This window comes from Thiorhodovibrio litoralis (assembly GCF_033954455.1).
In the GTDB taxonomy this organism is placed as follows: domain Bacteria; phylum Pseudomonadota; class Gammaproteobacteria; order Chromatiales; family Chromatiaceae; genus Thiorhodovibrio; species Thiorhodovibrio litoralis.
Genome location: NZ_CP121473.1, coordinates 2,817,668 through 2,841,217, shown reverse-complemented (window position 1 = coordinate 2,841,217; position 23,550 = coordinate 2,817,668). Strand labels below are relative to the sequence as shown.

The 23,550-nt window shown below is 64.6% G+C and carries 15 protein-coding genes; all 15 read right to left on the bottom strand.

The window, feature by feature from the left end; all coding sequences use genetic code 11:
• Positions 1-123: 123 nt before the first annotated feature.
• The 15 genes from Thiosp_RS12610 to Thiosp_RS12540 all read right to left on the bottom strand — a co-directional run bounded on the left by Thiosp_RS12610 (position 124) and on the right by Thiosp_RS12540 (position 23,485).
• Complete coding sequence (locus Thiosp_RS12610) at positions 124-633, bottom strand: protein disulfide oxidoreductase (RefSeq protein WP_242518886.1); 510 nt, start codon at positions 631-633, stop codon at positions 124-126.
• Between the two features lie 23 nt (positions 634-656).
• Positions 657-1,613, bottom strand: coding sequence for a type II secretion system F family protein (locus tag Thiosp_RS12605; protein ID WP_201068621.1), 957 nt, complete (start codon positions 1,611-1,613; stop codon positions 657-659).
• 359 nt (positions 1,614-1,972) lie between these two features.
• The gene (locus Thiosp_RS12600) at positions 1,973-3,214 is read right to left on the bottom strand and encodes an O-succinylhomoserine sulfhydrylase (RefSeq protein WP_201068622.1); all 1,242 of its coding nucleotides are present in this window, start codon (positions 3,212-3,214) and stop codon (positions 1,973-1,975) included.
• Between the two features lie 17 nt (positions 3,215-3,231).
• Positions 3,232-4,767: an amidophosphoribosyltransferase gene (purF, locus tag Thiosp_RS12595; protein WP_201068623.1), complete on the bottom strand. Its 1,536-nt coding sequence runs from the start codon at positions 4,765-4,767 to the stop codon at positions 3,232-3,234.
• Between the two features lie 90 nt (positions 4,768-4,857).
• Positions 4,858-5,349: a CvpA family protein gene (locus Thiosp_RS12590; protein WP_201068624.1), complete on the bottom strand. Its 492-nt coding sequence runs from the start codon at positions 5,347-5,349 to the stop codon at positions 4,858-4,860.
• 50 nt (positions 5,350-5,399) lie between these two features.
• On the bottom strand, positions 5,400-6,134 hold the full coding sequence (locus Thiosp_RS12585; protein WP_201068625.1) for an SPOR domain-containing protein: 735 nt from the start codon (positions 6,132-6,134) through the stop codon (positions 5,400-5,402).
• 106 nt (positions 6,135-6,240) lie between these two features.
• Positions 6,241-7,572, bottom strand: coding sequence for a bifunctional tetrahydrofolate synthase/dihydrofolate synthase (gene folC, locus Thiosp_RS12580; protein WP_201068626.1), 1,332 nt, complete (start codon positions 7,570-7,572; stop codon positions 6,241-6,243).
• A 64-nt stretch (positions 7,573-7,636) separates the two neighbouring features.
• On the bottom strand, positions 7,637-8,497 hold the full coding sequence (gene accD / locus Thiosp_RS12575) for an acetyl-CoA carboxylase, carboxyltransferase subunit beta (RefSeq protein ID WP_201068627.1): 861 nt from the start codon (positions 8,495-8,497) through the stop codon (positions 7,637-7,639).
• A 40-nt stretch (positions 8,498-8,537) separates the two neighbouring features.
• Positions 8,538-9,350, bottom strand: a complete 813-nt coding sequence (gene trpA / locus Thiosp_RS12570) for a tryptophan synthase subunit alpha (RefSeq protein WP_201068628.1) — start codon at positions 9,348-9,350, stop codon at positions 8,538-8,540.
• A gap of 8 nt (positions 9,351-9,358) precedes the next feature.
• Positions 9,359-10,600 carry a tryptophan synthase subunit beta gene (gene trpB, locus Thiosp_RS12565; RefSeq protein WP_201068629.1) on the bottom strand — a complete coding sequence of 414 codons (1,242 nt, stop codon included), beginning with the start codon at positions 10,598-10,600 and terminating at the stop codon, positions 9,359-9,361.
• Positions 10,581-11,213 carry a phosphoribosylanthranilate isomerase gene (locus Thiosp_RS12560; protein ID WP_201068630.1) on the bottom strand — a complete coding sequence of 211 codons (633 nt, stop codon included), beginning with the start codon at positions 11,211-11,213 and terminating at the stop codon, positions 10,581-10,583. The genes trpB and Thiosp_RS12560 overlap by 20 nt, the downstream gene beginning before the upstream one ends.
• Before the next feature lie 153 nt (positions 11,214-11,366).
• Positions 11,367-12,179, bottom strand: coding sequence for a tRNA pseudouridine(38-40) synthase TruA (truA, locus tag Thiosp_RS12555; protein WP_201068631.1), 813 nt, complete (start codon positions 12,177-12,179; stop codon positions 11,367-11,369).
• Positions 12,180-16,862 (bottom strand): FimV/HubP family polar landmark protein, encoded by a 4,683-nt coding sequence (locus tag Thiosp_RS12550; RefSeq protein ID WP_201068632.1) that lies wholly within the window; start codon positions 16,860-16,862, stop codon positions 12,180-12,182.
• 120 nt (positions 16,863-16,982) lie between these two features.
• Entirely contained in the window at positions 16,983-18,098 is a 1,116-nt protein-coding gene (gene asd / locus Thiosp_RS12545; protein WP_201068658.1) for an aspartate-semialdehyde dehydrogenase, read from the bottom strand.
• Between the two features lie 86 nt (positions 18,099-18,184).
• A complete protein-coding gene (locus tag Thiosp_RS12540) occupies positions 18,185-23,485 on the bottom strand; it encodes an alpha-2-macroglobulin family protein (protein ID WP_201068633.1) in 5,301 nt (1,766 codons plus the stop codon).
• Positions 23,486-23,550 lie beyond the last annotated feature (65 nt).

The window sequence follows — 23,550 nt, the reverse complement described above, 5'->3', positions numbered from 1 at the left end:
GGCAACGCCCCGGAGGATGCCGCCGCTGTTTCGCGGTCAAGGCAGGCGCTTACAACCCGCCGATGCCAGCCTGCGCATTCCAGAGCATCCGGCCACCTATTCCACCGTGATCCGGTCAGCCCTCTAATCGGACAATCCCGCCAACCACAGACGCACGCGCAAACCGGGGCCAGAGCTCGCGCCGCGGGTCGCGAAGCGAATGCGCCCCTCGGCATCGAGCACGAAGTTCGCCGGCACACCACTCACGCCCCAGTCCCGTGCTAGCCGACCATCTGGGTCCAGCACTGCGGGCAGCTCAAGCGCATGCTCCTCGAGATAAGCCCGCACCTCCGGCGCGCTGCCCGACTGCAAGGCCACGCTAACCACAGCGTGGTCCTCCGCGATGCGCGCAACGGTTCCGTCCATCAACCGGCACACCGGGCACCAGGTACCCCAGAAATGCACCAGCACCGGCTCCCCGCGCAGCGCCGCCACATCCAGCCAGTCGCCATTGGCATCCACCCCCGCCAGCGGCGGCGCCATGCCCGAGGCCAGCGAGCGCGCCTGCCACCACTGAACGGCCAGCACGATAGCAACCACCACCGCCAGGTCGATGGCCCAGCGCCGCCAGCGGGGTGATGCTTTTTCCTGCATTGCCATTCTCCAGGACTATACAGCTAGAGGTCATCGGGCATGGTTGTAAGCGCCCCACCCGCCAGGATGCCGGCGGCCATCCAGATCGCCACCAGGATATAGGCAATGCGCGGCAGCCAGCTGGCCAGTTCATCCTCGAGCGATTCGAGCGACTCCCGCTCGCTGAGCGCGACGCGACCCAGGGTATCACTGAGGGTGCCAGACTGCTCCGCCGAGCGCACCAAGAGCCTGCTGTATTGCGTGATGTACGGACAGCCTGCGAAGGCCTGCTCCAGGGTTGCGCCAGCGTTCACCTGCGCATGCAACTGTCGGTAAGCCTGCTGCAGTGGCCCTGGCTGGGCCGCCTTGGCGGCGGTTTCCAGTGCACTCAGCAAGGGCACGCCAGCGGCGAACAGCATGGCGAGTGCCTCCAGATAGCGCGTGCGCTGCCGGCGGATCAGTAGGGTTCCGATCACCGGCAGGCCAAGCAGGGCGCGACCAATGGGTCTTCCCCGCCGGCGCCGGATCAAGACAACCACCAGCCCGATCGCCCCGAAGATCCCCAACAGCAGCCCAAGCGATGCGCCCAGATACCCCAAAACGTCCAGCTTGCCCGAAAAAAGCGCCGGGAATGGCTTAATGAAGGCGGCCAAGAACAGCACAAATCCGGGCAGCAAGAGTTTGCCGCGAATGCGCCGCACCCGCAGATCGGCCGCCTGATGGCGAGCCGCAAGTTCCCGATACGCCGCTTGCAGGCGCCCAGACTCGACCGCTGCCTCCAGCACGCGGGCGTCAATCTCATCCACCAGACCGGCCCGCGACAGGCTCCGCGCCACATCAATCCCGCTCCCGCACCAGCGCGACGCGCGCTCAAGCGCGGTTTTTTCCGGCTCGGGCGCACCTTGCGCCAGACTCAAGAACGCCTGTTGCGGCGCAATCCCAGCCTGCTCGAGCACGGCTAGGCGCGCGAACAAATCAGCCTGCCAGCGGTGGTCTTTCATCTAGAAAAACTCCAGAAAAAGCGGTCATTTAGCCGAGCAAACACAGCGATTGCAATATCCAGTCCGCTAGCACCGTTTTCAGAAGGAACAGGAAGTACATGATCCTCTTATCGCTGCAGTTTTATACGTTTTCTCGGTGCGGATTTTCGGTGAATGACACTCACGATCAGGAAACCTGGTCAATTCTGAAGATTGAGTAGCCTCCGAACAGTTTCTGAACGGGCTGAGCGCAAGGCGCGGGGTGGCAAGAATAGCGGCGCGCAACCAACATCATAACCGAGCTCCTCCAGACGATATTTCCAGCGCTTCAGCCGACCCCCGATGGTGACCGAAAATCAGCGCTCTGTTGGCTGTTAAGCTCACCCCAACCCGCGAGAGAGGTCGGCTTGAATATCGGCGATGTCTTCGAGTCCGACAGCGAGACGGATCAGGCCTTCGCCGATGCCGGAGGTAGTGCGTTCTTCGGGAGTCAGACGGGCGTGGGTGGTGGTAGCGGGATGGGTGATGGTGGTCTTGGTGTCGCCGAGGTTGGCGGTGATGGAGAGCATTCGGGTCTGGTCGATGGCACGCCAGGCTGCGTCGCGACCGCCTTTGACATCGAAGGAGAGAATGCCGCCGGGGCGGGTCATCTGGCGGCCGATGAGATGGTGCTGGGGGTGGCTGGGCAGGCCGGGATAGTGGACAGCGGTGACATTTGGGTGAGCTGACAGCCAGTTGGCGAGTTGCTGGGCGGCTTCTGAGTGGGCGCGCATGCGCAGGCTCAGGGTTTCCAGCCCTTTCAGGAAGACCCAGGCGTTGAAGGGGCTCATGGAGGGGCCGGCGGTGCGCACGACGCCGAAGACCTCATCCACCAGCTTTGGGTCGCGCGCGATCACAGCTCCGCCAAGGCAGCGCCCCTGCCCGTCGAGGTATTTGGTGGCAGAGTGGATGACTAGATCGGCGCCCCACTCCAGTGGCCGCTGTAGGGCTGGGGTGGCGAAGCAGTTGTCGACCACCAGCAGAGCGCCGTGCTGGTGCGCCAGCTCGGCGAGTGGCGCGATGGCGGTCATTTCGGTCAGTGGATTGGACGGCGTCTCGACAAACAGCAGTTTGGTGCGAGGAGCAAGCGCGGCGCGCCAAGCATCGAGGTCGTCGAGCGGCACATAGCAGGTGTCGATGCCAAAGCGCGTCAGGTATTTGTCGAACAGCATGCGGGTGCTGCCGAACAGGCTACGTGAGGCGAGAATCTGGTCCCCGCTGCGCAGCAGACCGAGTGCCATGGTCAGGATCGCGGCCATGCCGGAGGCGGTGGCGACACAGCCCGCCCCACCTTCAAGCGCATTCAGCCGCTGCTCGAACGCCTGAACGGTCGGATTGGTGAAACGGGCATAGACGTTGCCGGGCGCATCGCCGCTGAAGCGGGCGGCGGCCTCGGCGGCGCTCGCGAAGACGAAGCTGGAAGTGGCGAAGATGGGCTCGCTGTGTTCACCTTCGGCGGTGCGCTGGTGGCCGACGCGCAGCGCGCGGGTGTTGAAGCCCTGTTCGGGTGTGACACATGGTCCGACATCCTCGGCGGCTGGTGCCGGCGCGGCGGGATCGGCGGGAGAATTCTTTTCAGACATGATCGCGCGCGGCGACCTCAGGCGGAATTATGCAGGCCGATGATGTCGGCCTCGGCCTCGGCTTCGCCGCCGTCGTCGCTGGGGCTAGGCGCTCGCGCGGCCTCCCCGCGAACGCGCTCGAGGTTGGCCAGGTAGTCCTCGGTGACATCGCCGGTGATATAGACGCCATCGAACACCGAGGTATCGAAACGATCCACCAGGCTCTTGGTCTTTTTCTGCACCGCTTCGATCAGGTCCTGAAGATCCTGAAAAATCAACCGGTCGCAGCCAAGCGCGCGTTCGATGTCCCATTCGCTGCGGCCGTGCGCGATCAGCTCGCTCGCGGAGGGCATGTCGATGCCATAGACATTAGGGAAGCGCACCGGGGGCGCCGCCGAGGCGAGATAGACCTTTTTTGATCCGGCCTCGCGCGCCATATCAATGATTTGTTTGGATGTCGTGCCACGCACGATGGAGTCATCGACCAGCAGGACGTTCTTCTTGCGGAACTCGAAATGAATAGCGTTGAGCTTCTGGCGCACGGATTTCTTGCGCACCGTCTGGCCCGGCATAATGAAGGTGCGGCCGATGTAGCGGTTCTTGATGAAGCCCTCGGCATAGGGCACGCCAAGATGATTGGCGAGTTGCAGCGCGGCGGTGCGGCTGGTGTCAGGCACCGGGATGACCACGTCGATATCATGATTGGGCCAGGTGCGCTTGATTTTGGCGGCGAGCTTTTTGCCCATGCGCGAGCGGGCCTTGTGCACCGAGATGTTGTCGATGACCGAATCCGGCCGCGCGAAGTAGACAAACTCGAAAATGCAGGGTGAGAGCACCGGCTGAGGCGCGCATTGGCGGGTATGAATCTGCCCGTCGGCGCTGATGAATACAGCCTCCCCGGGGGCGATGTCGGAGATGAGATTAAAGCCGACGGTGTCGAGCGCGACGCTCTCGGAGGCGATCATGTACTCGGTGCCGCCGGGCGTCTCGCGCTGGCCGTAAACCACCGGACGGATGCCGTGCGGATCGCGAAAGCCGATGATGCCAAAACCGGGGATCATTGCCACGACCGCATAGCCGCCGCGGCAGCGTCGGTGCACACCCTCGATGGCGTTGAAAATATCCTGCTCATTGATACGCAGCTTGTTTTGCACCTGAAGCTCGTGCGCAAACACATTGAGCAGGATCTCGGAGTCAGAATTTGTATTGATGTGGCGCAGATCGTCGACAAAAACGTCGCGCTTTAGCTCATCGGCATTGGTCAAGTTCCCGTTGTGCGCCAGCACGAGGCCATAAGGGGAATTGACGTAGAAGGGCTGAGACTCGGCCGAGCTGGACGCACCGGCGGTCGGGTAGCGCACATGGCCGACGCCCATGTTGCCGCGCAGGCGCAGCATGTGCCGGGTGCGGAAGACATCGCGCGCCAGGCCGCTGTCCTTGCGCATGTGCAGGCGCTCGTTGTGGCTGGTGACGATGCCGGCGGCATCCTGCCCGCGGTGCTGTATCACCAGGAGCGCGTCATACAACAGCTGGTTGACCGGATGTTTGCCAACAACTCCGACGATACCGCACATGATTGCCTCAGCGAGTTTCGGTCCCGGTGGGTCGCGGCAGGAGCACCGCGAGTTCAGCTAAGCCCGGCAGCGGCGCGCGCGCCTGCATGGCTAGATGGACTTGACCTTGGCGGTCAAATCCAGCGGGACCAGCGCCAGAAGTTGATCGGCCAGATGCTGGAAATGCCCCAGCAGTTGCGACTGCTGCCACCATGGGTCGGCGGTCAGGGGTGTCAGGGCCGCGAGAAACACCGCCAGCGCCACGATAACAGCCCCGCGGGCGGTGCCAAAGACCAGCCCCAGCAGGCGATCGGTTCCGGACAGCCCGGTCTTTTCGACCAGCAGGGTCAGGATGTAGGCAAAAATCGCCCCGAGAAACAAAACACCGATGACCAGCAGGAGCACCGCGAGCGCCAGGCGCAGCGAGGGTGTCGCCACCCAGGGTGTCAGCATATCCGAGACAGGCTGATAGAAGGTCCAGGCCACGAAGATGGCCACACCCCAGATGGCAAGCGAGACGACTTCCCGAATCAGTCCGCGCACCAGCCCGATGATGGCCGAAAGTGCAATTACGCCGATAATGACGAAGTCGACCCAGATCATTCGCGGTTACCTCAGTCTGTGGTCTTTGGGCAAAAGTATGAAAGCATGTCTCAGCGGTATTGCTGAACCAGGGGCGCGCCGCCTGTGATCGCGCCGATGGCGGTGGCCATGCGGTCCGCGCGGGCGCGATCCGATTCGGGCCCGACACGCACCCGATAGAAGGTCGCGTCTTTGATTTCCGCCTGCTCGATGAATGCCGGATAGCCCTTGGCGCGCAGTTGGTCGCGCAGCTTGGTGGCGGCGTCAGGAACGCTGAGGCTGGCTACTTGCACCACCCAGGAGACGGCCCCGGCAGCAACCGGAGGCCTCGGCTCGGGCTGTTGGGGCGGTTTGGCAAGGGGCGCTGCCCGCGGCGGATTCGTTGAGCTTGGCGGCGCTGCGGGTTGAGCGGGTGCAGGTGCCGGCGACGGGGTGACGGCTCTGATCGGCTCGCGCTCGACCGGCACCGGAGGGGGCTTGGCAGATTCTGGTCTGCCAGATTCTGGCCTGATGGCTTCCGGTCTGACGGGGCTGGGACGCAGATCCTGCGCGCCAGTGCTCGGTCGGGGTGCCGTGTCCGCCGGGGCTTGCGCGCGCGGTTGCGGCACCGGGCGGTTGAACTCATCGACGGATGGCTCGACTGAGGAATCGAAACGGCTGTCGAAATCCGGTGGATTTGGGATCACGATCGGCTCGCCGAGCTGATCATCTTCGTCACCGCGATCGATCAGCATGGGAACAAAAATGACCATGAGCGCGACCAGCACCGCGGCGCCGACCAGTCGACGTTTGGCGTTTTCATCCATCACGTGACGCTGCCCTCCCCCAATATGCTTCCAGCGCGCTTCCAGCATACTTCCCAGTATGCTGTGAGTATGCTTCCCAATATGCTTTGTCGGCCCATGCGCCCCATTATACAGCAGCCGGCGCCCCGATAGCGTCCGAAGCAGCCGTCGGCAAGCGATAGCGCAAGCCGGCCTCGACCGTCATGAAAGAGCCCGTCACAACGATCAGGTCCTGGCCCGATGCGCAGATTAGCGCCTGGTCTAGGGCTTCGTGCAGGGATTCGCAAACTAGCGGCTCCGCGTTTGTGAACGGGCGCACCTGGGCCGCCAGTTGTCTGACCGGCATGGCGCGGGCTCCCGGCGGCTCGGCCAGGTACCAGAAATCGGCCACGGGCGAGAGAATCTCCGCAATGGCCGCCGCTTCTTTGTCGGCAAAGACTGCGAAGACCAGATGCACGTAGCCCGGGACCTCGAGCCCGCGCAGGTTCTCAGCCAGTACCCGCGCGGCATCCTGGTTGTGGGCGACATCGAGAATCCATTGCGGTGCGCCGGGGATTAGCTGAAACCGCCCCGGCAGTCTGGCCGCTGCCAACCCGGCGCGCAGGTGCTGCTCCCGTGGCGACCTAGCGCCGTGCTGCTCACGCCCGAGCAGGTGCAGCGCGCACAGAGCCGCGGCGGCGTTGTCGAGCTGCACGCGCCCGGAAAGTGCCGGTAGCGGCAGATTGCTCAGCTCGGTCCCGTCCCGATGGCGCCAGTGCCAGCCGCCCTGCCCCGCCGCTGCATCGGACAGTTCCCAGTCGAACTCGCGCCCGAGCTGATGGACCCGCGCCCCGATGGCCTCGGCCTGCTCGCGCAAGCGCGGCGGCGGCTCGCGGCTGGCGATGATGGCTGGTCGCTCGGGGCGGAAAATACCGGCCTTTTCGAACGCAATCTGGTCAGGATCATCGCCCAGCCAGGCCATGTGATCGCGCCCGATGCTGGTGACGATGGCGATATCGGCATCGAGCAGGTTGACGGCATCCAAGCGCCCGCCGAGCCCGACCTCCAGCAGCACGATATCGACCCGGGCACGGCTGAACAGCTCAAGCGCGGCCAGGGTGCCGAATTCGAAATAGGTCAGCGAGATGTCGCCACGCGCCTGGTCGATGCGGTCAAAGGCCTCGCACAGCGCCTGGTCGCTGGCCTCCTGACCATCGACGCGCACCCGCTCGTTGTAGCGTAGCAAATGCGGCGAGGTATAGACGCCGGTAGTCAGACCGGCGGCGCGGCAGCAGGCGTCGAGGTAAGTGACGGTGGAACCCTTGCCGTTGGTGCCGCCGACGGTGATGACCGGACCCGGCAAAGGCGGCGGGCCCAGCTGTTGCCAGACCTCGGCGAGACGCTCAAGGCGCAGGTCGATGCGCTTGGGGTGCAGTCCCTCCTGCCAGCTTAGCCACTCGGACAGGGTATTCCAGCGCATCGGCGGCGGTGCGACCTCTGAGCGGCAGGGCCAGTGGAGAACCGAGAGCCTGCGGCGGCCCCGGTCAGGGGCGCGGGCGCCCGAGCAGCATAGCGACCATGCTGCCGATGCGGTCGCGGTGTTCGCGTCGGTCGATAATCTGATCGAGCGCGCCATGCTCAAGCAGAAACTCGCTATGTTGAAATCCCTCTGGCAGTTTTTCCCGCACGGTTTGTTCGATCACGCGCGGCCCGGCAAAGCCGATCAATGCGCGCGGCTCGGCCAGATTGATATCGCCGAGCATCGCCAGACTCGCGGAGACACCACCCATGGTCGGATCGGTCATCACGGAAATGAACGGCAACTTGCGCTCGCGCAGGCGCCCGAGGGCGGCACTGGTCTTGGCCATCTGGAACAGCGAAAACAGCGACTCCTGCATGCGCGCCCCGCCGCTGGCGGAAAAGCACACCAGCGCGGCATGGTCCTCGATGGCCGCCTCCACGCCGCGCACGAAGCGCTCGCCCACCACGGAGCCCATGGACCCACCCATGAAGCGAAACTCAAAGGCTGCCGCCACGCAGGCCATGCGCTTGAGCGTGCCACGCATGACCACCATGGCTTCCTTCTCACTGGTCTGCTTCTGCGCTTGTGACAGCCGGTCGCGATATTTTTTCAGATCCTTGAACTTGAGCGGATCGGTCGATTCGAGATCCTCGCCGATCTCCTCGCGCGCGTCCGGATCAAGGAACATATCGAGCCGGCGGCGGGCGGTGATGCGGTTGTGATGGCCGCACTTGGGGCAAACCTCAAGGTTGCGCTCCAGCTCGGCGCGATAGAGCACGGCACTGCAGCCGGGACATTTGGCCCACAGGCCCTCCGGCACGGTGCGCTTGTTGCTCGCCTCGATTTTTATCCGGCTGGGAACCAGCTTTTCGAACCAGCTCACGCTTGTGTCCTATTGGTCATGTGGGATTCTCTTTGTTTATTCAGCTCTTCGCGCCATCGAGCGCCTGACGCAGACTGGCCACGAAATCGCCAACCGCGGCGGGAATCTCATCCGGCCGCTCGACCAGCGCCTCGATACGTCCGACAATGGCGCTGCCGACAATCACGGCATCGGCAATGCCGGCGACCTTTGCGGCGGTCTCGGCGTCCTTGATGCCAAAACCCACACCAACCGGCAAGTCGATGCGCGAGCGAATCAGGGCCAGCTTGTCCGCGACCGCGTCCAGATCGAGATTACCGGCGCCGGTCACGCCTTTGACCGAAACATAGTAAACAAAGCCGCTGGCAATGGCACCAATGCGTTCGATGCGCCCGGCATCCGAGGTGGGCGCAAGCAGATAAACCAGATCCAGCCCCTGGGACTTGAGCGCCGCGACCAGGTCATGGCCTTCTTCCGGCGGCACATCAACAATCAGCACGCCATCGACGCCGGCGCGCGCAGCCTCGGCGGCGAATTCGCCGTAGCCCATGACCTCGATGGGGTTGAGGTAGCCCATCAGTACCACCGGGGTGTCGCTGTCCTGGGCACGAAACTCACTCACCAGCGCAAGCAAGCGGCGCAGGCTCATCCCCTGGGCGAGCGCCCGCTCAGTGGCGCGTTGGATCACCGGCCCATCGGCGATGGGGTCGGAGAACGGCACACCGAGCTCGATCAGATCGGCGCCGCTCGCGACCAGCTGGTGCATCAGCGCGAGCGTGATCTCCGCTGTGGGGTCGCCGGCGGTAATGAAGGGGATCAGCGCCTTGCGGCCTTGCTCGCGACAGGCGGCAAAGCGCGCGGCGATTCGATTCACTGAAGCACTCATAAACGAATTCCGTCGAGCTGGGCGACCGTGTGCATGTCCTTGTCCCCGCGGCCAGAAAGATTCACCACAATGGTTTGATCACGGCGCATGCGCGGCGCCAGTTCGGCGGCATAGGCCAGCGCATGGCTGGTCTCAAGGGCCGGGATGATGCCCTCGGTGCGCGTCAGATCATGAAAGGCCGCGAGTGCCTGGTCATCGGTGACTGCCTCATAGCGGGCACGGCCGCTGTCCTTCAGCCAGGCGTGCTCCGGGCCGACACCGGGGTAGTCCAGGCCGGCGGAGATTGAATGGGTCTCGCGAATCTGGCCGTTTTCATCTTCCATCAGATAAGTGCGGTTGCCGTGCAGCACGCCCGGGGTGCCGGCGCACAGGGGCGCGGCATGGTGACCTGTGGACAGGCCCTCACCGCCGGCCTCGACGCCATGGAGTTCGACCTCGGTATCCTCGATGAAAGGATAAAACAGACCGATGGCATTGGAGCCGCCGCCGACGCAGGCAACCAACGCGTCCGGCAGCTTGCCGGTGCGCTCAAGCATCTGAGCGCGCGTCTCGCGGCCGATCACCGCCTGGAAGTCGCGCACCATGGCCGGATAGGGATGCGGGCCGGCGACGGTGCCGATGATGTAGAAGGTATTATCGACATTGGTAACCCAGTCGCGCATGGCCTCGTTGAGCGCATCCTTGAGCGTACGCGAGCCGGACTTGACCGACACCACCTCGGCGCCGAGCAGGCGCATGCGATAAACATTGGCCTCCTGACGCGCGACATCGACCTCGCCCATATAGACGATGCATTCCAGCCCGAGCCTGGCGGCAACCGTTGCCGTCGCCACCCCATGCTGACCGGCGCCGGTCTCGGCGATGATGCGCGTCTTGCCCATGCGCTGCGCGAGCAGTGCCTGGCCGACGGTGTTGTTCACCTTGTGCGCGCCGGTGTGATTGAGGTCCTCGCGCTTTAGGAAAATCTGCGCCCCGCCGAGCTTTCGTGACCAGCGCTCGGCATGGTAGAGCGCCGAGGGGCGTCCGACATAGTCGCGCAGGTCAGCGTCCAATTCGGCGATGAATTCCGGGTCCTTCAGGTAGCGCTCGTAGGCAGCGCGCAGTTCCTCGAGCGGATGCATCAGTGTTTCTGGCACATAGATGCCGCCGTAGATGCCGAAATGCCCCTGGGCATCTGGCAGTGCATAGCCGCTGGCGGCTTGTTGCGGAGTTTGTGCCTCAGCGAGACTGGTCGCCATTCGCTACCTCTTGCATGAATGTTTGGATTTTCGCGCTGTCCTTGTTGCCTTTGTCCTGCTCGATCCCGCCGCTCACGTCGACCGCATGGGGTCGCACTTGGGCGATAGCCGCGGCGACATTCTCCGGTGTCAGGCCGCCGGCCAGAATACTGCGCGGCGCGAGCCAGGCAGGAACCAGATCCCAGTCAAAGCAGCGTCCAGTGCCGCCGGCCTTTTTCGGATCGTAAGTATCGAGCAGCAGCGAGGCCGCGCTCTGATAATCTTTGTCGATGCGCGCCAGATCAACTCCCTCGCGCACGGCAACCGCCTTGATCCATGGGCGATCGAACGCGCAGCAATAGTCTGGCGGCTCCGCGCCATGAAACTGTAGCGCCCCCAGCGGCACGCGCTTGAGCACCGCCTGCACCAGTGCCGGGTCGGCATCGACAAAGAGCCCAACCAGGGTGACGAAAGCCGGCACCGTAGCCGCGAGCGCCCGCGCCTGCTCGACATCAACCGCGCGCGCGCTTTTATCGTAGAACACCAGGCCGATGGCGTCGGCACCATGGGCCACGGCGGCCTGGATATCCTGCTCGCGCGTCAGACCGCACAGCTTGACCCGAGTTCGCTTCATCTGATGAGTGACGGCATCCGTTCAGTCAAACCCGATATTCTACCCAAATGGGTCTTACCCCGAGAAGCAAAAGCGGCAGCGCCGGCGTGGATTAGACAATCCTCGCTCTCGGACTGGTCAAGACTATCGCCATCAGCCTTCCAAAATCGCCTTTCAGATACCCGATGTGGCCAGCAGCGACCCGGTTTCACCTGGTATTTGGAAATGTTCGGGATAGTCGACCGCGCTCAGATAAAGCCCATGCGGCGGCGCGGTGACACCACCTTTGGTGCGATCGCGCAGTGCCAGAAGCTCCCCGGTCCACTCGGGCGGGGCGTCGCCGCGGCCGATAGCCATGAGAACTCCGGCGATATTGCGCACCATGTGGTGCAGAAATCCATCGGCTCCGACCGCCAGTTCGATCAAATCCCCGTGACGCTTGAGCTCGAGATACTTTAGCCTCCGCACCGGGCTCTTGGCCTGACAGGCCAGGGCGCGAAAGCTCGAGAAATCATGGGTGCCGATCAGCGCCCTGCCCGCCTCGCGCATGCGCTCGACATCAAGCGGGCGATGAGTCCAGACGGCACGCCGCGCGAGCAGCGCCGGGCGTGTCGGGCGGTTGAGAATCAGATAGCGGTAATGCCGTGCGCAGGCGCTGAAGCGGGCATGAAAGTCCGCCGGCATCGCGCGCGCCCAGCGCACGGCGACCTCCGGCGGCAGATTGGTGTTGATGCCCAACACCCAGGCACGCTCCGGGCGCTTGGCGGTGGTGTCGAAATGCACCACCTGCCCCAGTGCATGCACGCCGGCATCGGTGCGCCCGGCGCAGTGCAGCACCACCGCTTGATCCGCCACCCGGCTGGCGGCGGCTTGCACCGCCTCCTGCACCGTCGGGGCGTGGTGCTGCAGTTGCCAGCCGCTGAAAGGACTGCCGTCGTATTCAATGCCGAGCGCGATGCGGGTGGCCTCGGCCGCGCTGACGCCCATTCAGGCGTCGATCTTTTTCAGTAACCCTTCAGCCTCGGCACGCTGCTCGTCGCTGCCTTCGCGAATGACTTCCTCGAGAATTGCCCGCGCCGCTTCGGTGTCTTCCATCTCAATGTAAGCAAAGGCCAGATCCATCTTGGTGGCGACCTCATCCCACATCGCCGAGTCCATGCGCCACTGCGAAGACAGCACATCGCTCGCGCCGCTGTCCGGCATCATCAGCGATTCGTCGCCGAACATGGATCCATGCTGATCGGACCCTTCTTGATCGGAACTGCTGCCGAGAGCGAAGGAATCTTTTTTCTCCGAAGGCTCACCGGGGACCGTTGCCGTGGCGGTTGATTCGCTCGAGAGCTCGGGGGATGCACTCGGACCGACTGCTGGCAGTTCTGGCTCCGCGGCTTTTTCTGGTGACGGTTCTGGCGACGGAGCTTCCGGGGCACCCAGAGAGTCGAGATCGTGCAGCCCCATGTCGAGATCGGGCAAGTCCGACGACGGCATCTGCCCGGGTGGTGCCGATGATGGCACCATCTGGGTGTAGAACCCGGCCTCGGATGATGCATCCTGATCCAGGGGCTCCAGACCGGTCGACTCCAACTGGACCTCCGGATCTGGCTCTGGCAGCTCCAGTCCTGGCGGTTCCGGCTCTCCCCCACCGGAGAGAAACTTCTCGATATCCGCAGCCGCATCTCCAGCAAGCTCGGGGCCTAGCGGAGACTCAGACTCATCGGGCAGATCCAGTATATGCAGCTCGTCATCCTCAGCCGCCTGCTCCGCGGCCGGTGGCTGCGCGAGTGTCAAGTCTAGGTCCGGCAGAACGTCGCCGGCGGGAGCATCTCCAGCGGCCGCAGGTTGTTCCTCTGCCTGCCCCAGTTCGGCGGCGATCAACTCCTCGAAGGGATCGGTTCCGCGACCCGCTTTGGCGGCCTGCGCCGCGCGCTGCAGCGCACTCGGCTCTTCGGGTGCTGGTGCTGGTGTTGGCGCACCGATGTCCTCTTCCATGTCAGGCCAATCGAGCGGCATCAGATCCTCATCAGCATCGGCCTGTTTGTCTTCCTGACCGAAATCTTCCGCCAGCCCGTCCTCGATATCGCCGCCGATTTCGTCCAAATCGGCGAACGCGCTATCACCCGGCATGTCGTCGCCAAGCTGCTGGTCGAGATCCTGCAACGGCAGGGACACATCGATATCGGGATCACCCGGGGCGATCTCGAGCAGGTCAAGGCGCGCATGCCGTTCCGGCGCGGCGGAGGAGCCATCTTCGGCAGCGGCAGTCATGCTGGCAAGTATCCCGCTCCATGCGATGGGATGCCGGTCAGGAATACCACCCGAGACCATTCGCTGGCGTAAGCTGTTGAACTCTTCCTTCTCGCCGCCGGCCGCATAAGCATCGGCGAGCTTGAGCTGCAAGGCGTCGGAATCGGGCAACTTCGCGAGCGCGGCCAGCAGGGCAGCCTGGGCATCGCGGTGGCGTCCGTAGGAAAGATAGCCGTCGGCCTTTTCCAGCGCCTTTTTCTCCAGCACGGCGAGCTCGCCGACACTGGCCGCGGCCTCTGCCGGCGGCTCGGCCGCAGAGGGTACTGGGGTCTCTGCAGCTGGCGGGGCCGGTTGGGGCGGCGGCTCCGGTGTCGGCTCCGGTGTCGGCTCGGGTGTTGGCTCGGGTGTTGGCTCGGGTATTGGTGGCGGCGCCGGTGGCTCGGGCTCTGGAGCAGCCGCGGGCGGGGCGTCCTCGGCTTCCGGCGCTGGCGTCGGTTCGTCGGGTGTGGCCTCGGTATCCGAAATTGGAGCCGGCTCGCCGGGCGCGGCATTGGCCTCTGGGGTGGGCGCAGGCTCGGGCTCAAGCTCGAGTTCGAGCTCTGGAATTGAGGCGGGGGCCGGCGGTGTTCCTTCTGCCGCAGGCTTGGGCTCCGGTTCTAGCGCAGCCGGATGCGCTGGAGTTTCCGGTATCGGCGCAGGCTCGAGGGCTGGCGCGGCAGACTCAGCGGTAGCTTCCGGTGTGGACACGGGCTCTGGTGCCAGTTCAACAGGCTGCGCGGCAGCTTCCGGTGTAGGGGCGGGCTCTAGTTCCGGTTCAGCAGGCTGCGCGGCAGCTTCTGCTGTCTGCACAGGCTCCGGTGCAGGTGCGGTGGCCTCCGGTGTCGGCACGGGCTCGGCAGGCTTTGCGGCAGCCTCCGGTGTCGGCGCCGGCTCGGGGGCAGGCGCAGCAGGCTGCGGAGACGGAGCGGGCTCTGGCGCTGTCGGTTTGACCGAAGCTCGCGGGATCGGCGCGGGCTCGGGTTCCGGCTCTAGTGCGAGTGCCGCCGCAGCCGCAGCGGTGGATTCCTTTTGCGAGGCTGGCGCAGGGGCTGTTTCAGCTGCCGCGCCTCTACGGGCGGGTATCGGCTCAGGTGGCGGCTCGGGCGACTCGGCGGATTGAGTCGGCGCGATGGATTCATCGATCTCGGACAGATCAACTTCGATCTCCTCGAGCACCTCGCCTTCAGATTCCGGCGAGTCGGCGCTCGCGTCATCGTCCGCCTTCGACTTGCCGCGTCCGGAGACCGCCTTGACGCCGAGGAAGCCGAGCAGGGCAAGCACCAGCGCACCGCCTGCGCCCGCCAGGGACCAGAGCACAGTGGGGTCCAGACCAAAGAACGAGGGTTTTGACTTCGGCTGCGCGGCCTGGTCTTCAAGCAGGGTGCCAAGCTTGCTCAGCTGGGACTCAAGCTCCCGGATGCGTTCTTGCATCGCGGCTTCATCGGCGCCAGCGGGCGGCGCGGCGGCTTGCTCCGCGTCACTCGGCTGCGCGGCTTGTGAATCAGCCTCTGATGAAGCAGCAGTTGGTGAAGCGCTATCCGGAGCCCCTGTCGGTCCTGCTTCTGCCGCGGTTTCGGTGTCGGCGGATTGACCTGGCGCGGAAGAGTCAGATCCCTTTGGTGCCAAGTCGTCTGTGGCGCTCTCCGCCGCTGTCGTTTCTGCTTCCGCCTCAGCGCCGGCGGCAGCGGTCTCATCCGGCGATGCATCGGAAGGAGATGCAGTGCTTGACGTTACACCGTCGCCGGCACCAGTGTCGGGCTCAGCCGCAGCTTGGGCGTCTTCTGCCTGAGCGGTCAGCTCGGAAGCGGCAACGTCTGAAGAGACAGGCGCGTCTGCTAGCCCGGCGTCTGGCGCTGGCTCATCGCCTGTGGATGCAGGGCTCTCAGGTGGAGCTTCAGACCCCGCCAGTGCCGATTCGCCCTCAACGGCGTCGTCATCTGCGGCTACGACGGGCGTTTCCGTCTCAGTCGTTGCCGCGAGATCGGCAGCAGCGGAAGTCGCTGCGTCCGTGGCCTCCTCAGTCTCGGCCGTCGTGGCTTGTTGTGCGGGCGGAGATTGATCCGAAGGCTCGCCTGCCGCGTCGGTCTCAGCAGTTTGGCTATCGGTCTCGGTAGTCGTAGGAGTTTCGGCGCTTGCCGGTTCGGCCTCGCCGTCCTCGGCGGCGGCGATCTCGGCAGTGGGCTCACTGCCCTCTTCTGCTGCAACCGCGCTCGGGGTTTCCGGCTGGATCTGGCTGTCGGATTCAGCCTGCCGAGCAGTGCTGCTCTGATCCTCTTCCTGAGCGCTTAGGTCAGGAGATTCAGGCTTTTTTTTTACCGAATCGGCTGCAGCAGCGCCTTCCTCGGTTGGAGCGGATTCCGCGCTGGCAAGCTGCTCGGTCAGATCGCCGGCCAAGGGCGTACTTTGAACCGGCTCTCCGGCCAGGGCGGATTTGAACTGGCGGCTGGCCTCATCGGGGTCGAGCGCGAACAGCTCGGCGGCCGAGGGGATGACCAGATTGGAGCCGGTAATCAGATTATTGACGCTGCCGTTGCCAAAAGCCTTGGGGTTGCTGCGATAGAGGGCCATGGCCGTCTGCTGGACGCTCGCGCCCTCGGGGGCGAGGGTGCTCGCGGCACGCCAAAGTCCGACACCAGGGCGCACTGGGCCATAGCGGATCGGAAATTGCTCGCCGACCGCGGCGACGGCGGTAGCGGCTTGTTCTGCCACGGGCTCTTCCGCGGCAGTCACTTCAGCCAAGGTTTCTGTAGCTGCCGTTTCTGTCTCTGCGGCTTCTTCCGCTAAGACTGCTTCAGCTGCGGTTTCTTCCACCAAGGCATCTTCCGCTAGAGCCTCTTCCGCTGCGAGCTCTTCCTCGGGGGCAGCTTGTTCAGCGGGAGCGTCACTCGCAGCCGTCTCGGCGGCAGCGGTCTCGCTCGGGATAGTCTCGGGCTCGAACTCCTCGGAGCTGATCAGCTGGCCCCTGATAACGACCTCGGGGCTCTCAACGCCGGCGCGCGGCGGGTCGAGAAGAATGGTGTATTCCTTGACGATACGCCCTTCCGCCCAGACCACTTCGACGAGGAAGTCCATGAAGGGCTCACGGATGGGATTGCGGCTGGTGATCAGGATGACCGGATCACCGGCGTCATTCAGCCCAGGCTTGAATGTCAGCTCGGTGAGAAAGAACGGGCGCGGAACCGATGCCTTTTCAAACTCATCGGGACTCGCCAGTTTTGCCTGGATGCTGTCGAGTTCATCCGCCTTGGCGTCGAAGAGTTGGATTTCGCCTTTGAATGGTTGATTGAGCGCCGATCGCGACACCAGGGAACCGAGCCCAAGCGCCCACGACGATGCGGAGGCAAACACCAGAGACAAAGCAAGTAAGACCGATGCGAAGCGAGACATCCTCTCTCCTAGGCTGGAAAGCACATGCAAACCACGGATTTCTTTCCCTATAAAGTAACAGATAATCCGCGTATGTGTGGCAAGAATGCGTAATAGCGTACAAAAAATTCCGACAATCGCCTATTGCTCAAGCAGTAATCGCAGCATGCGCCGCAGCGGCTCGGCCGCGCCCCACAGGAGCTGATCGCCAACGGTGAAAGCGCCGAAATACTCCGCTCCCATGGCCAGCGGATGCAAGCGCCCGACCGGGACATCCAGGGTGCCGCTGACCATGGCCGGGGACAAGCTGGCGATACTGGCCTCGCGCTCGTTGGGGATGAGCCGCACCCAGGGATTGGCCGTCGCGATGATATCGGCGACTTCATCCTCGGGGATGGCCTGTTTGAGCTTGATTGTCAGGCCCTGGCTGTGACAGCGCATCGCGCCGATCCGCACGCAAATACCGTCGACCGGGATACGTATCTCAGTGTGGCCAAGAATCTTATTGGTTTCCACCCCACCTTTCCATTCCTCGCGACTTTGACCGCCGGGCATCGGCTTGTCGATCCAGGGAATGAGACTGCCAGCCAGGGGCACGCTAAACAGCTGGTCAGGAAAGGATGGCGCGCGCATGGTCTCGGTGACGCTGCGGTCGATGTCGAGAATGGCGCTGCCGGGATCATCAAGCTGAGCAGCGACTGCGGCATGCAGAGCGCCCATTTGAGCGAGCAGCTCGCGCATGTTGCGGGCGCCGGCTCCGGAGGCGGCCTGATAGGTCATGGCGCTAACCCAGTCGACCAGATCGCGTCGCAGTAACTCGCCGATGGCCATGAGCATGAGGCTGACGGTGCAGTTGCCGCCGATGAAATCCCGCCGCCCGGCGCTCAGGGCGTCCTCGATCAGGGCGCGGTTGACCGGGTCGAGCACGATGGTGCTCTCGGGAGCCATGCGCAGCGTCGAGGCGGCGTCGATCCAATAGCCTTTCCAGCCGCGCTGGCGCAGCGGGGCGAAGACCTCGGTGGTGTAATCGCCGCCCTGGCAGCTGACGATGGCGTCCATGCTTGCCAGTGCGTCCAGGTCTCTTGCGTCGCGCAGCGCCAGTGCACCTTGGCCGACATCCGGACCAAGCTCGCCTTGCTGGGAGGTTGAGAAAAACACCGGCTCGGCGATGAGTGCGAAGTCATCCTCCGCGCGCATGCGCTGCATCAGCACAGAGCCAACCATGCCGCGCCAGCCGACGAAACCTACCCGTTTGATGCGATCCATTCTACCCCCCTGGTCTGCTGTATTTCGGAACATTCTATACCAGCCACAAGCGCAATTTCGCGCGACCCGCACGGGTCTTAGCGCGACGGCACAATCTCTACCTCACCAGCATCGGTCCAAGCGCGCTGTTGCGGTCGGTACATGTCCTCCACCCGCGCTTGCGGATGCGCGAAGACTCCTGGCGAGACCGCGCGCACCGCGTAAGCGAGGCGGAAGTGCTCATCGTCGCGCTCGCCGAGAGTGACCGCAGCCAGCATGCGGTCGGCGAGAAATGCCTGGTACGCGGGGCTGTCGAGCGGTTGCGGCCCTTGCTTGAGCGCCGGCAGTCCGCTGATATCCCCGGACGCAAGTAGGTGCGGATTATCGATCTCGAAACCGGCGGGCAGCGGGTCTTCGATCATCAGGCGCGCGGAGCCAGACTGGTCGGCGGTGATGTCGAGCACCGCAATCAGGCGCGTGCCCTGCTGCACCCGGATAACATCCCCGGAGCCCACATCGACCGGGGCGCCAGTGAGGTCATAGTACTGGCGGCTGATGCGGTAACCCTGCCCGCCGGCGGGCGGCGGCGTGCGCGGCTGGCCGGTGACGGTCACCATGGCGATTTGCGGCTGCTCGCCGAGGTTGCGGATGACCACAGACGATGTGGCCAGATCGATGGCATCGAAGCGCCCGCTCCAGGGGCCGCTATGATCCTGACCGTCGATTTGCAGCACGGGCGCGGTAGCACCTGTCATGCGCGCGTGCGCTGCCAGCACGAGCCAGACCTGCTCCTGCGTGCTGAGGTTGCGGCTCAGACCGCCACCTTCGGACTTAATTGTCGCCAGGGAATCGACCGCCCGCGCCAGTCCATCCATTGGTGGAGCGTCGGGCAGATGCTCGGCCGCGAGCGCTAGCACCGCCGCGCCGTCGCGCAGATGGGAGCCGAAGTCCGGCCGCCAGCTGCTGTCATCCAGGCCGTTTTTACCGAGGTCGTTGGCCTGTTGCTGCCACAACTGGTAGGCGGACTCCAGCGCTGCCCGTGCGCGTGGCTGAGCCCCCTGCAGCGCAAGGGCCGCGCCGAGTTGGGCGCGCGCCATCGGGGTAGCGAAGTTCTCAAGCTTGGTCTCGAAGTAATAGCGCAGATCGCCGAGCGAAATGCGCCCGTTGCGCGCCAGCACATAGAGCGCGTAAGCGATCCCCTCGCCCCCGTTATCGAAGTCGCTGCTGTAGGCAATGCGGTTTTTCAGATTATCGAGCGCCAGCGAGAACACGGTTTCTGGCGGTTGGTAGCCCTCCTCGGCGGCGCGGGTGAGAAAGTCCGTCACATAGGCGTTAAGCCACAGCTCTTGGTCCTGATTGCTGCCGTCATTGGGCGACCAGAGACCGAAGCTGCCGTCGCTGGCTTGCTTGCCAGCAAGCTCGCGGATGCTGCGCTCGACCCGTTCGCGACGCTTGCCGTCGCTGTCCTGATCCAGACCCAGTGCCAGGGTGTCGACATAGAGCAGCGGCAGCGCGCGGCTGGTCAGCTGTTCGGAACAGCCATAGGGATAGCGATCAAGCGCGCGCAGCAGACCGACCAGATCGAGTGCCCCGGCGCCGGTGACTGAGACCTGCCAGGATTCGCTGCCGGCGACCAGCGCGTGGCTGGCGGCATCGCCGAGCAGTCCGGCGCCGAGTTCGAGTCCGGGGCTGCGGGGAACGATGCGCCGCTGCTCGGTGAATTGCACCGGCGGGGTCAGGTCGCGCACCTGCAGCTGCAGGGCCTTAGTCAGCCGCTTGCCATCCGGGGTGGTGAGCACCAGATCGAGCTGGCCGGTGCCGGTGGCCAGGGCTTTAAGCGGAAATTCCGCCCTCGCGCGGCCTTTCGGGGTCAGGGTGAATTCGGCGATTGTCGGGCCGTCAAGCGCCAAGGTCTCGCCGCCGCTGGCCAGTTCCAACTTAACCTGTCCGGCCGGCCCTTCGACGTGAGTTAGGTCGATCAGCAGTCGCGAGCGATCGCCAGGTGCCAGAAAACGTGGCAACGACGCACTGACCACGACGGGATCGCGAATCAGGGCATCGGCCGCGGCATGGCCGACACCGTCCTCGGTCCAAGCCATGGCCATCAGGCGCGCGCGGCCGTTGAAGTCCGGCAGATCAAAGCTGACCTGGGCGCGGCCTTGGTCATCCGCCATGAGCACGCCGGAATGGAAGGCGAGCAGCGCCTCGCTTGGCGGTGGACCATCGATGCGCATTAGGGCAGCAGCATCGCCGCCGCTGCGCAGACGCCCAGGCTCGCCCTGCAGCGGATCGATCAGACGCCCGTAGAGGTCGCGAATCTCAAGCCCGAGCCGGCGTTGGCCAAAGTACCAGGCATCCGGTGCCGGGGTCTTGAAATCAGTGAGATTCAGGATGCCCTCGTCGACCGCAGCGACGGTCAGATAGGCAGTTTCGCCGGCGGGCAGGTTGGCGATCTCAAGCCCGATCGGTAAGGGGCCGCGCGGCGCCACCTGCGCGGGTGCATCGATCTTGACATCCAGTTTGCGCGCCTCGGGATCGACCCCCGCCCATTGCAGACCAATGGCACGTTTGGGCATGCGCTTGGCGGCGACATCGAGCGGCCGGTAGAGCGCCGCGGTCACATAGGCGCCACTGCCCCAATCGGCGGTGACGGGCAGCTCGATCTCGGCGCCCTCCTCCGACACCTGCACCGGATGCATGGCGACGATGCCCTGGTTGATAACCATGACCAGCGCCAGGCCCGGGAAACGTGGCTCCAGATGCACCCGTGCGGTCTCGCCGACGCGATAGTCGGCCTTGTCGAGCACCAGCTTGACCGCATCCGGGGTATCAAAGGCTTTGGGTGAGACATACCAGCCGGCGTCGAACGCGAGGCTGACCGGCACCAAAGCGCCAGAGGGAGCCTTCACTTCCAGCTCATAGGCGCCCCAGTCGATGGGCGTTTCGAGCTTGGCCGGCGCTGCGGCGGCGGTGTCAAGAGTGCCGCTGGCAACCCGCCGGCGTTCTTTGATGGGCTCAAAGCGCCAGTCGCCGTCGCGCTGATACCACTGGAAGGATGTGGTCACGCGCGACAAGGTCCAGGAGAGGTCATCGGCGGACATGGGCTCGCCGGCCGCATCAAGCGCGAGCAATTCGAAGGCGGCGTTGGCGCCCTCGGGCAGCGAACCGTCGAACAGTGGCTTGAGCCCAAGTCGTGAGCGTTCGTCGGCAAGCGGCAGTTGCAGTTCCCGCTCGACCGGCCGGCCGCTGCCCTCGATGACACGCACGCTGATTTTCGCCCGCAGCGGTTGGCTTGCCGAGACTGCCTCTGGCAGCGCGACCGGTATCTCGGCCTGACCGCTTAAGTCGGTTTCAGCGGCCTCGAACAGCTCGAGCTCGGGGGTGAAGTCCTCGTTCGCAAGGCCAAAGCGATAGCCGGGATAGGCCGCGAGACTGTCGCTTGCGGTCACCCGCGCCTGGCCCTCGACGCGCAGATTGGCTGCGGGCGCGCCGTAGAGGTAGCGTGCATCGATTGCCAGCACTGGCGGATCGCGCGGATCGATCTGCTTGGCCTGGGTGGTCAAATCAAATTCCAGCCGCTCGGGCTCGAAATCCTCGACCAGGAAGCTGGCGGTTGCGAGCGCTGGCTTGTCCGGGTCCAGATGCAGGGCCGCCTGCCAGGTGCCACGCATGGCATCCGGCAACAAGGCAAGCTCCAGCGCATAAGAGCCGAGGCCCTGGTCGGTTACCCGCTGGCGCAGAAACTCGACGCCGTCCGGGCGCGCGATGATGAAGGTGAGCGGCAAGTCGACGACCGCGCGCGCTTTCGGGTCGCGCGTCAGGGCCGTGAGCGCGACCGTCTCGCCCGGGCGGTAGACACCGCGCTCGCTGGTCAGGAAGGTGTCGATGGGGCCTGGCGCCGGCCGGCCAGCTACGCCGCGGTCGGTCAGGTCAAAAGGGCTGCCGTCGAGATCGAGAAAACCATAGTCGCCGCTCGAACTCTCGGCGCTCAGCAGCACGGCGCGATTACCGCCGGTGCCGCGCAACAAGCCGGGGTCGAACTGGGCATGGCCGCGCGCGTCGGTAACGGCTTCACCCAGCACTTGTTGATTGAGCGCGCGCAGTTGCAGTCGGACATTCGCCAGCGGCTCGGCGGTGGCGAGCGAGCGTACCAGCGCATGCAGGCCATCGTCGCCACTGAGCGCGGTCAGGCCGAGATCGGAGATCACAAACCACTGGGTGGCGTAGCTGTAATCCTGCTCCAGGCGCTCACGGGAGCGCGCCGTGAGCACATAGATGCCAGGCTTGAGCGCGCTCTCACCGATCAACTCCGCCAGTGGCAGCGTGGAGGTGATGTCCTCATTGAGGGTGTTGCGCACATCGAACTCACCTTTCCACAACAGCTCCCCGGAGCGCTCGGCCAGTTCACTGGCGCTGTCTTCGTTCAGCGTCTCGAACAGGTTTTCGTCGGCGGCAAAGCCGCCCAGCGCGCGATCGCCGATGCGGTAAAGGCTGGCCTGAATGACATCGGTATTGACCGAGACGATGGGCAGACTGGCGCCGCCGCCACTCGGCAGCACATAGGCGCGGCCGGGAAAATGCAGCGAGGGACCGCGATCGCGCACATAGACCTCAAGCTCGACCGTCTTGGGCAGCTTCTCGCCGTCGTGCGCCGGCAGACCGGCGCGCAGACCGATGCGATAACGCTCGCCATGGCGCACGCCGTCGATGCAAATGGAGCCTTCCTCCGGCTCGACCGCCAGGTCGGGGCGATCGACGGTGACATAGTCCGACAGCGGCGCCCCGTCCATTGCCAGCGGGTCGGAGAAGTTCACGCAGATGCGCGGGTCGCGCGCGTCTGCCGATACCTCATGGTCGATAATACGAAAGCCGTGCTTGGCCACCAGCTTATCCAGATGGGCGCGATACTCGCTGTTCTCCGCCAGTGCCAGAGACGCCCGCCAGGCGCGAATTGACGCGCGCCAGTCTGGCCATTGCTCGAGCGCCTGCCCGAGCGATGCCAGCGAGTTGGCCGCCTGGGTGCGATCATTCGCAGTCAGATAGGCATTGATGGCACCACCAATGGCCTCCTGCCGCATCTGGCGCTTTTCCTTCCAGCCGTCAGGGCGACTCGCCACCGCAGCGCGTGACAAGCCAAACCAGGCGGAATAGCGCCCAACACCGCCCTGCTTTAGAGCGCGTGCATACAAGTCAAAGGCTTGCTGGGGATTTTTAGCCTGCAGCGCGGCTTGTGCCTGCTCCAGCAGCTGCGCGGGTGGCGGATTGCCAGCGGCGGCCGGTTCTGGCTGCAGCCGCTCGCGCTGTTTCTTGGCCGGCTCGACAAAATGCGGAGGCAGAAAATCCAGGGCCGCCATACTGGGCGGCCAGCCGGCCTGGGAGGCCACTGCTGCTGGATGCATGCCGCAAAAGGCGAACAGCGGCAGCAGAAAGAGCCTGGATAGCCAGACTGGCCAACCGCGCCGGA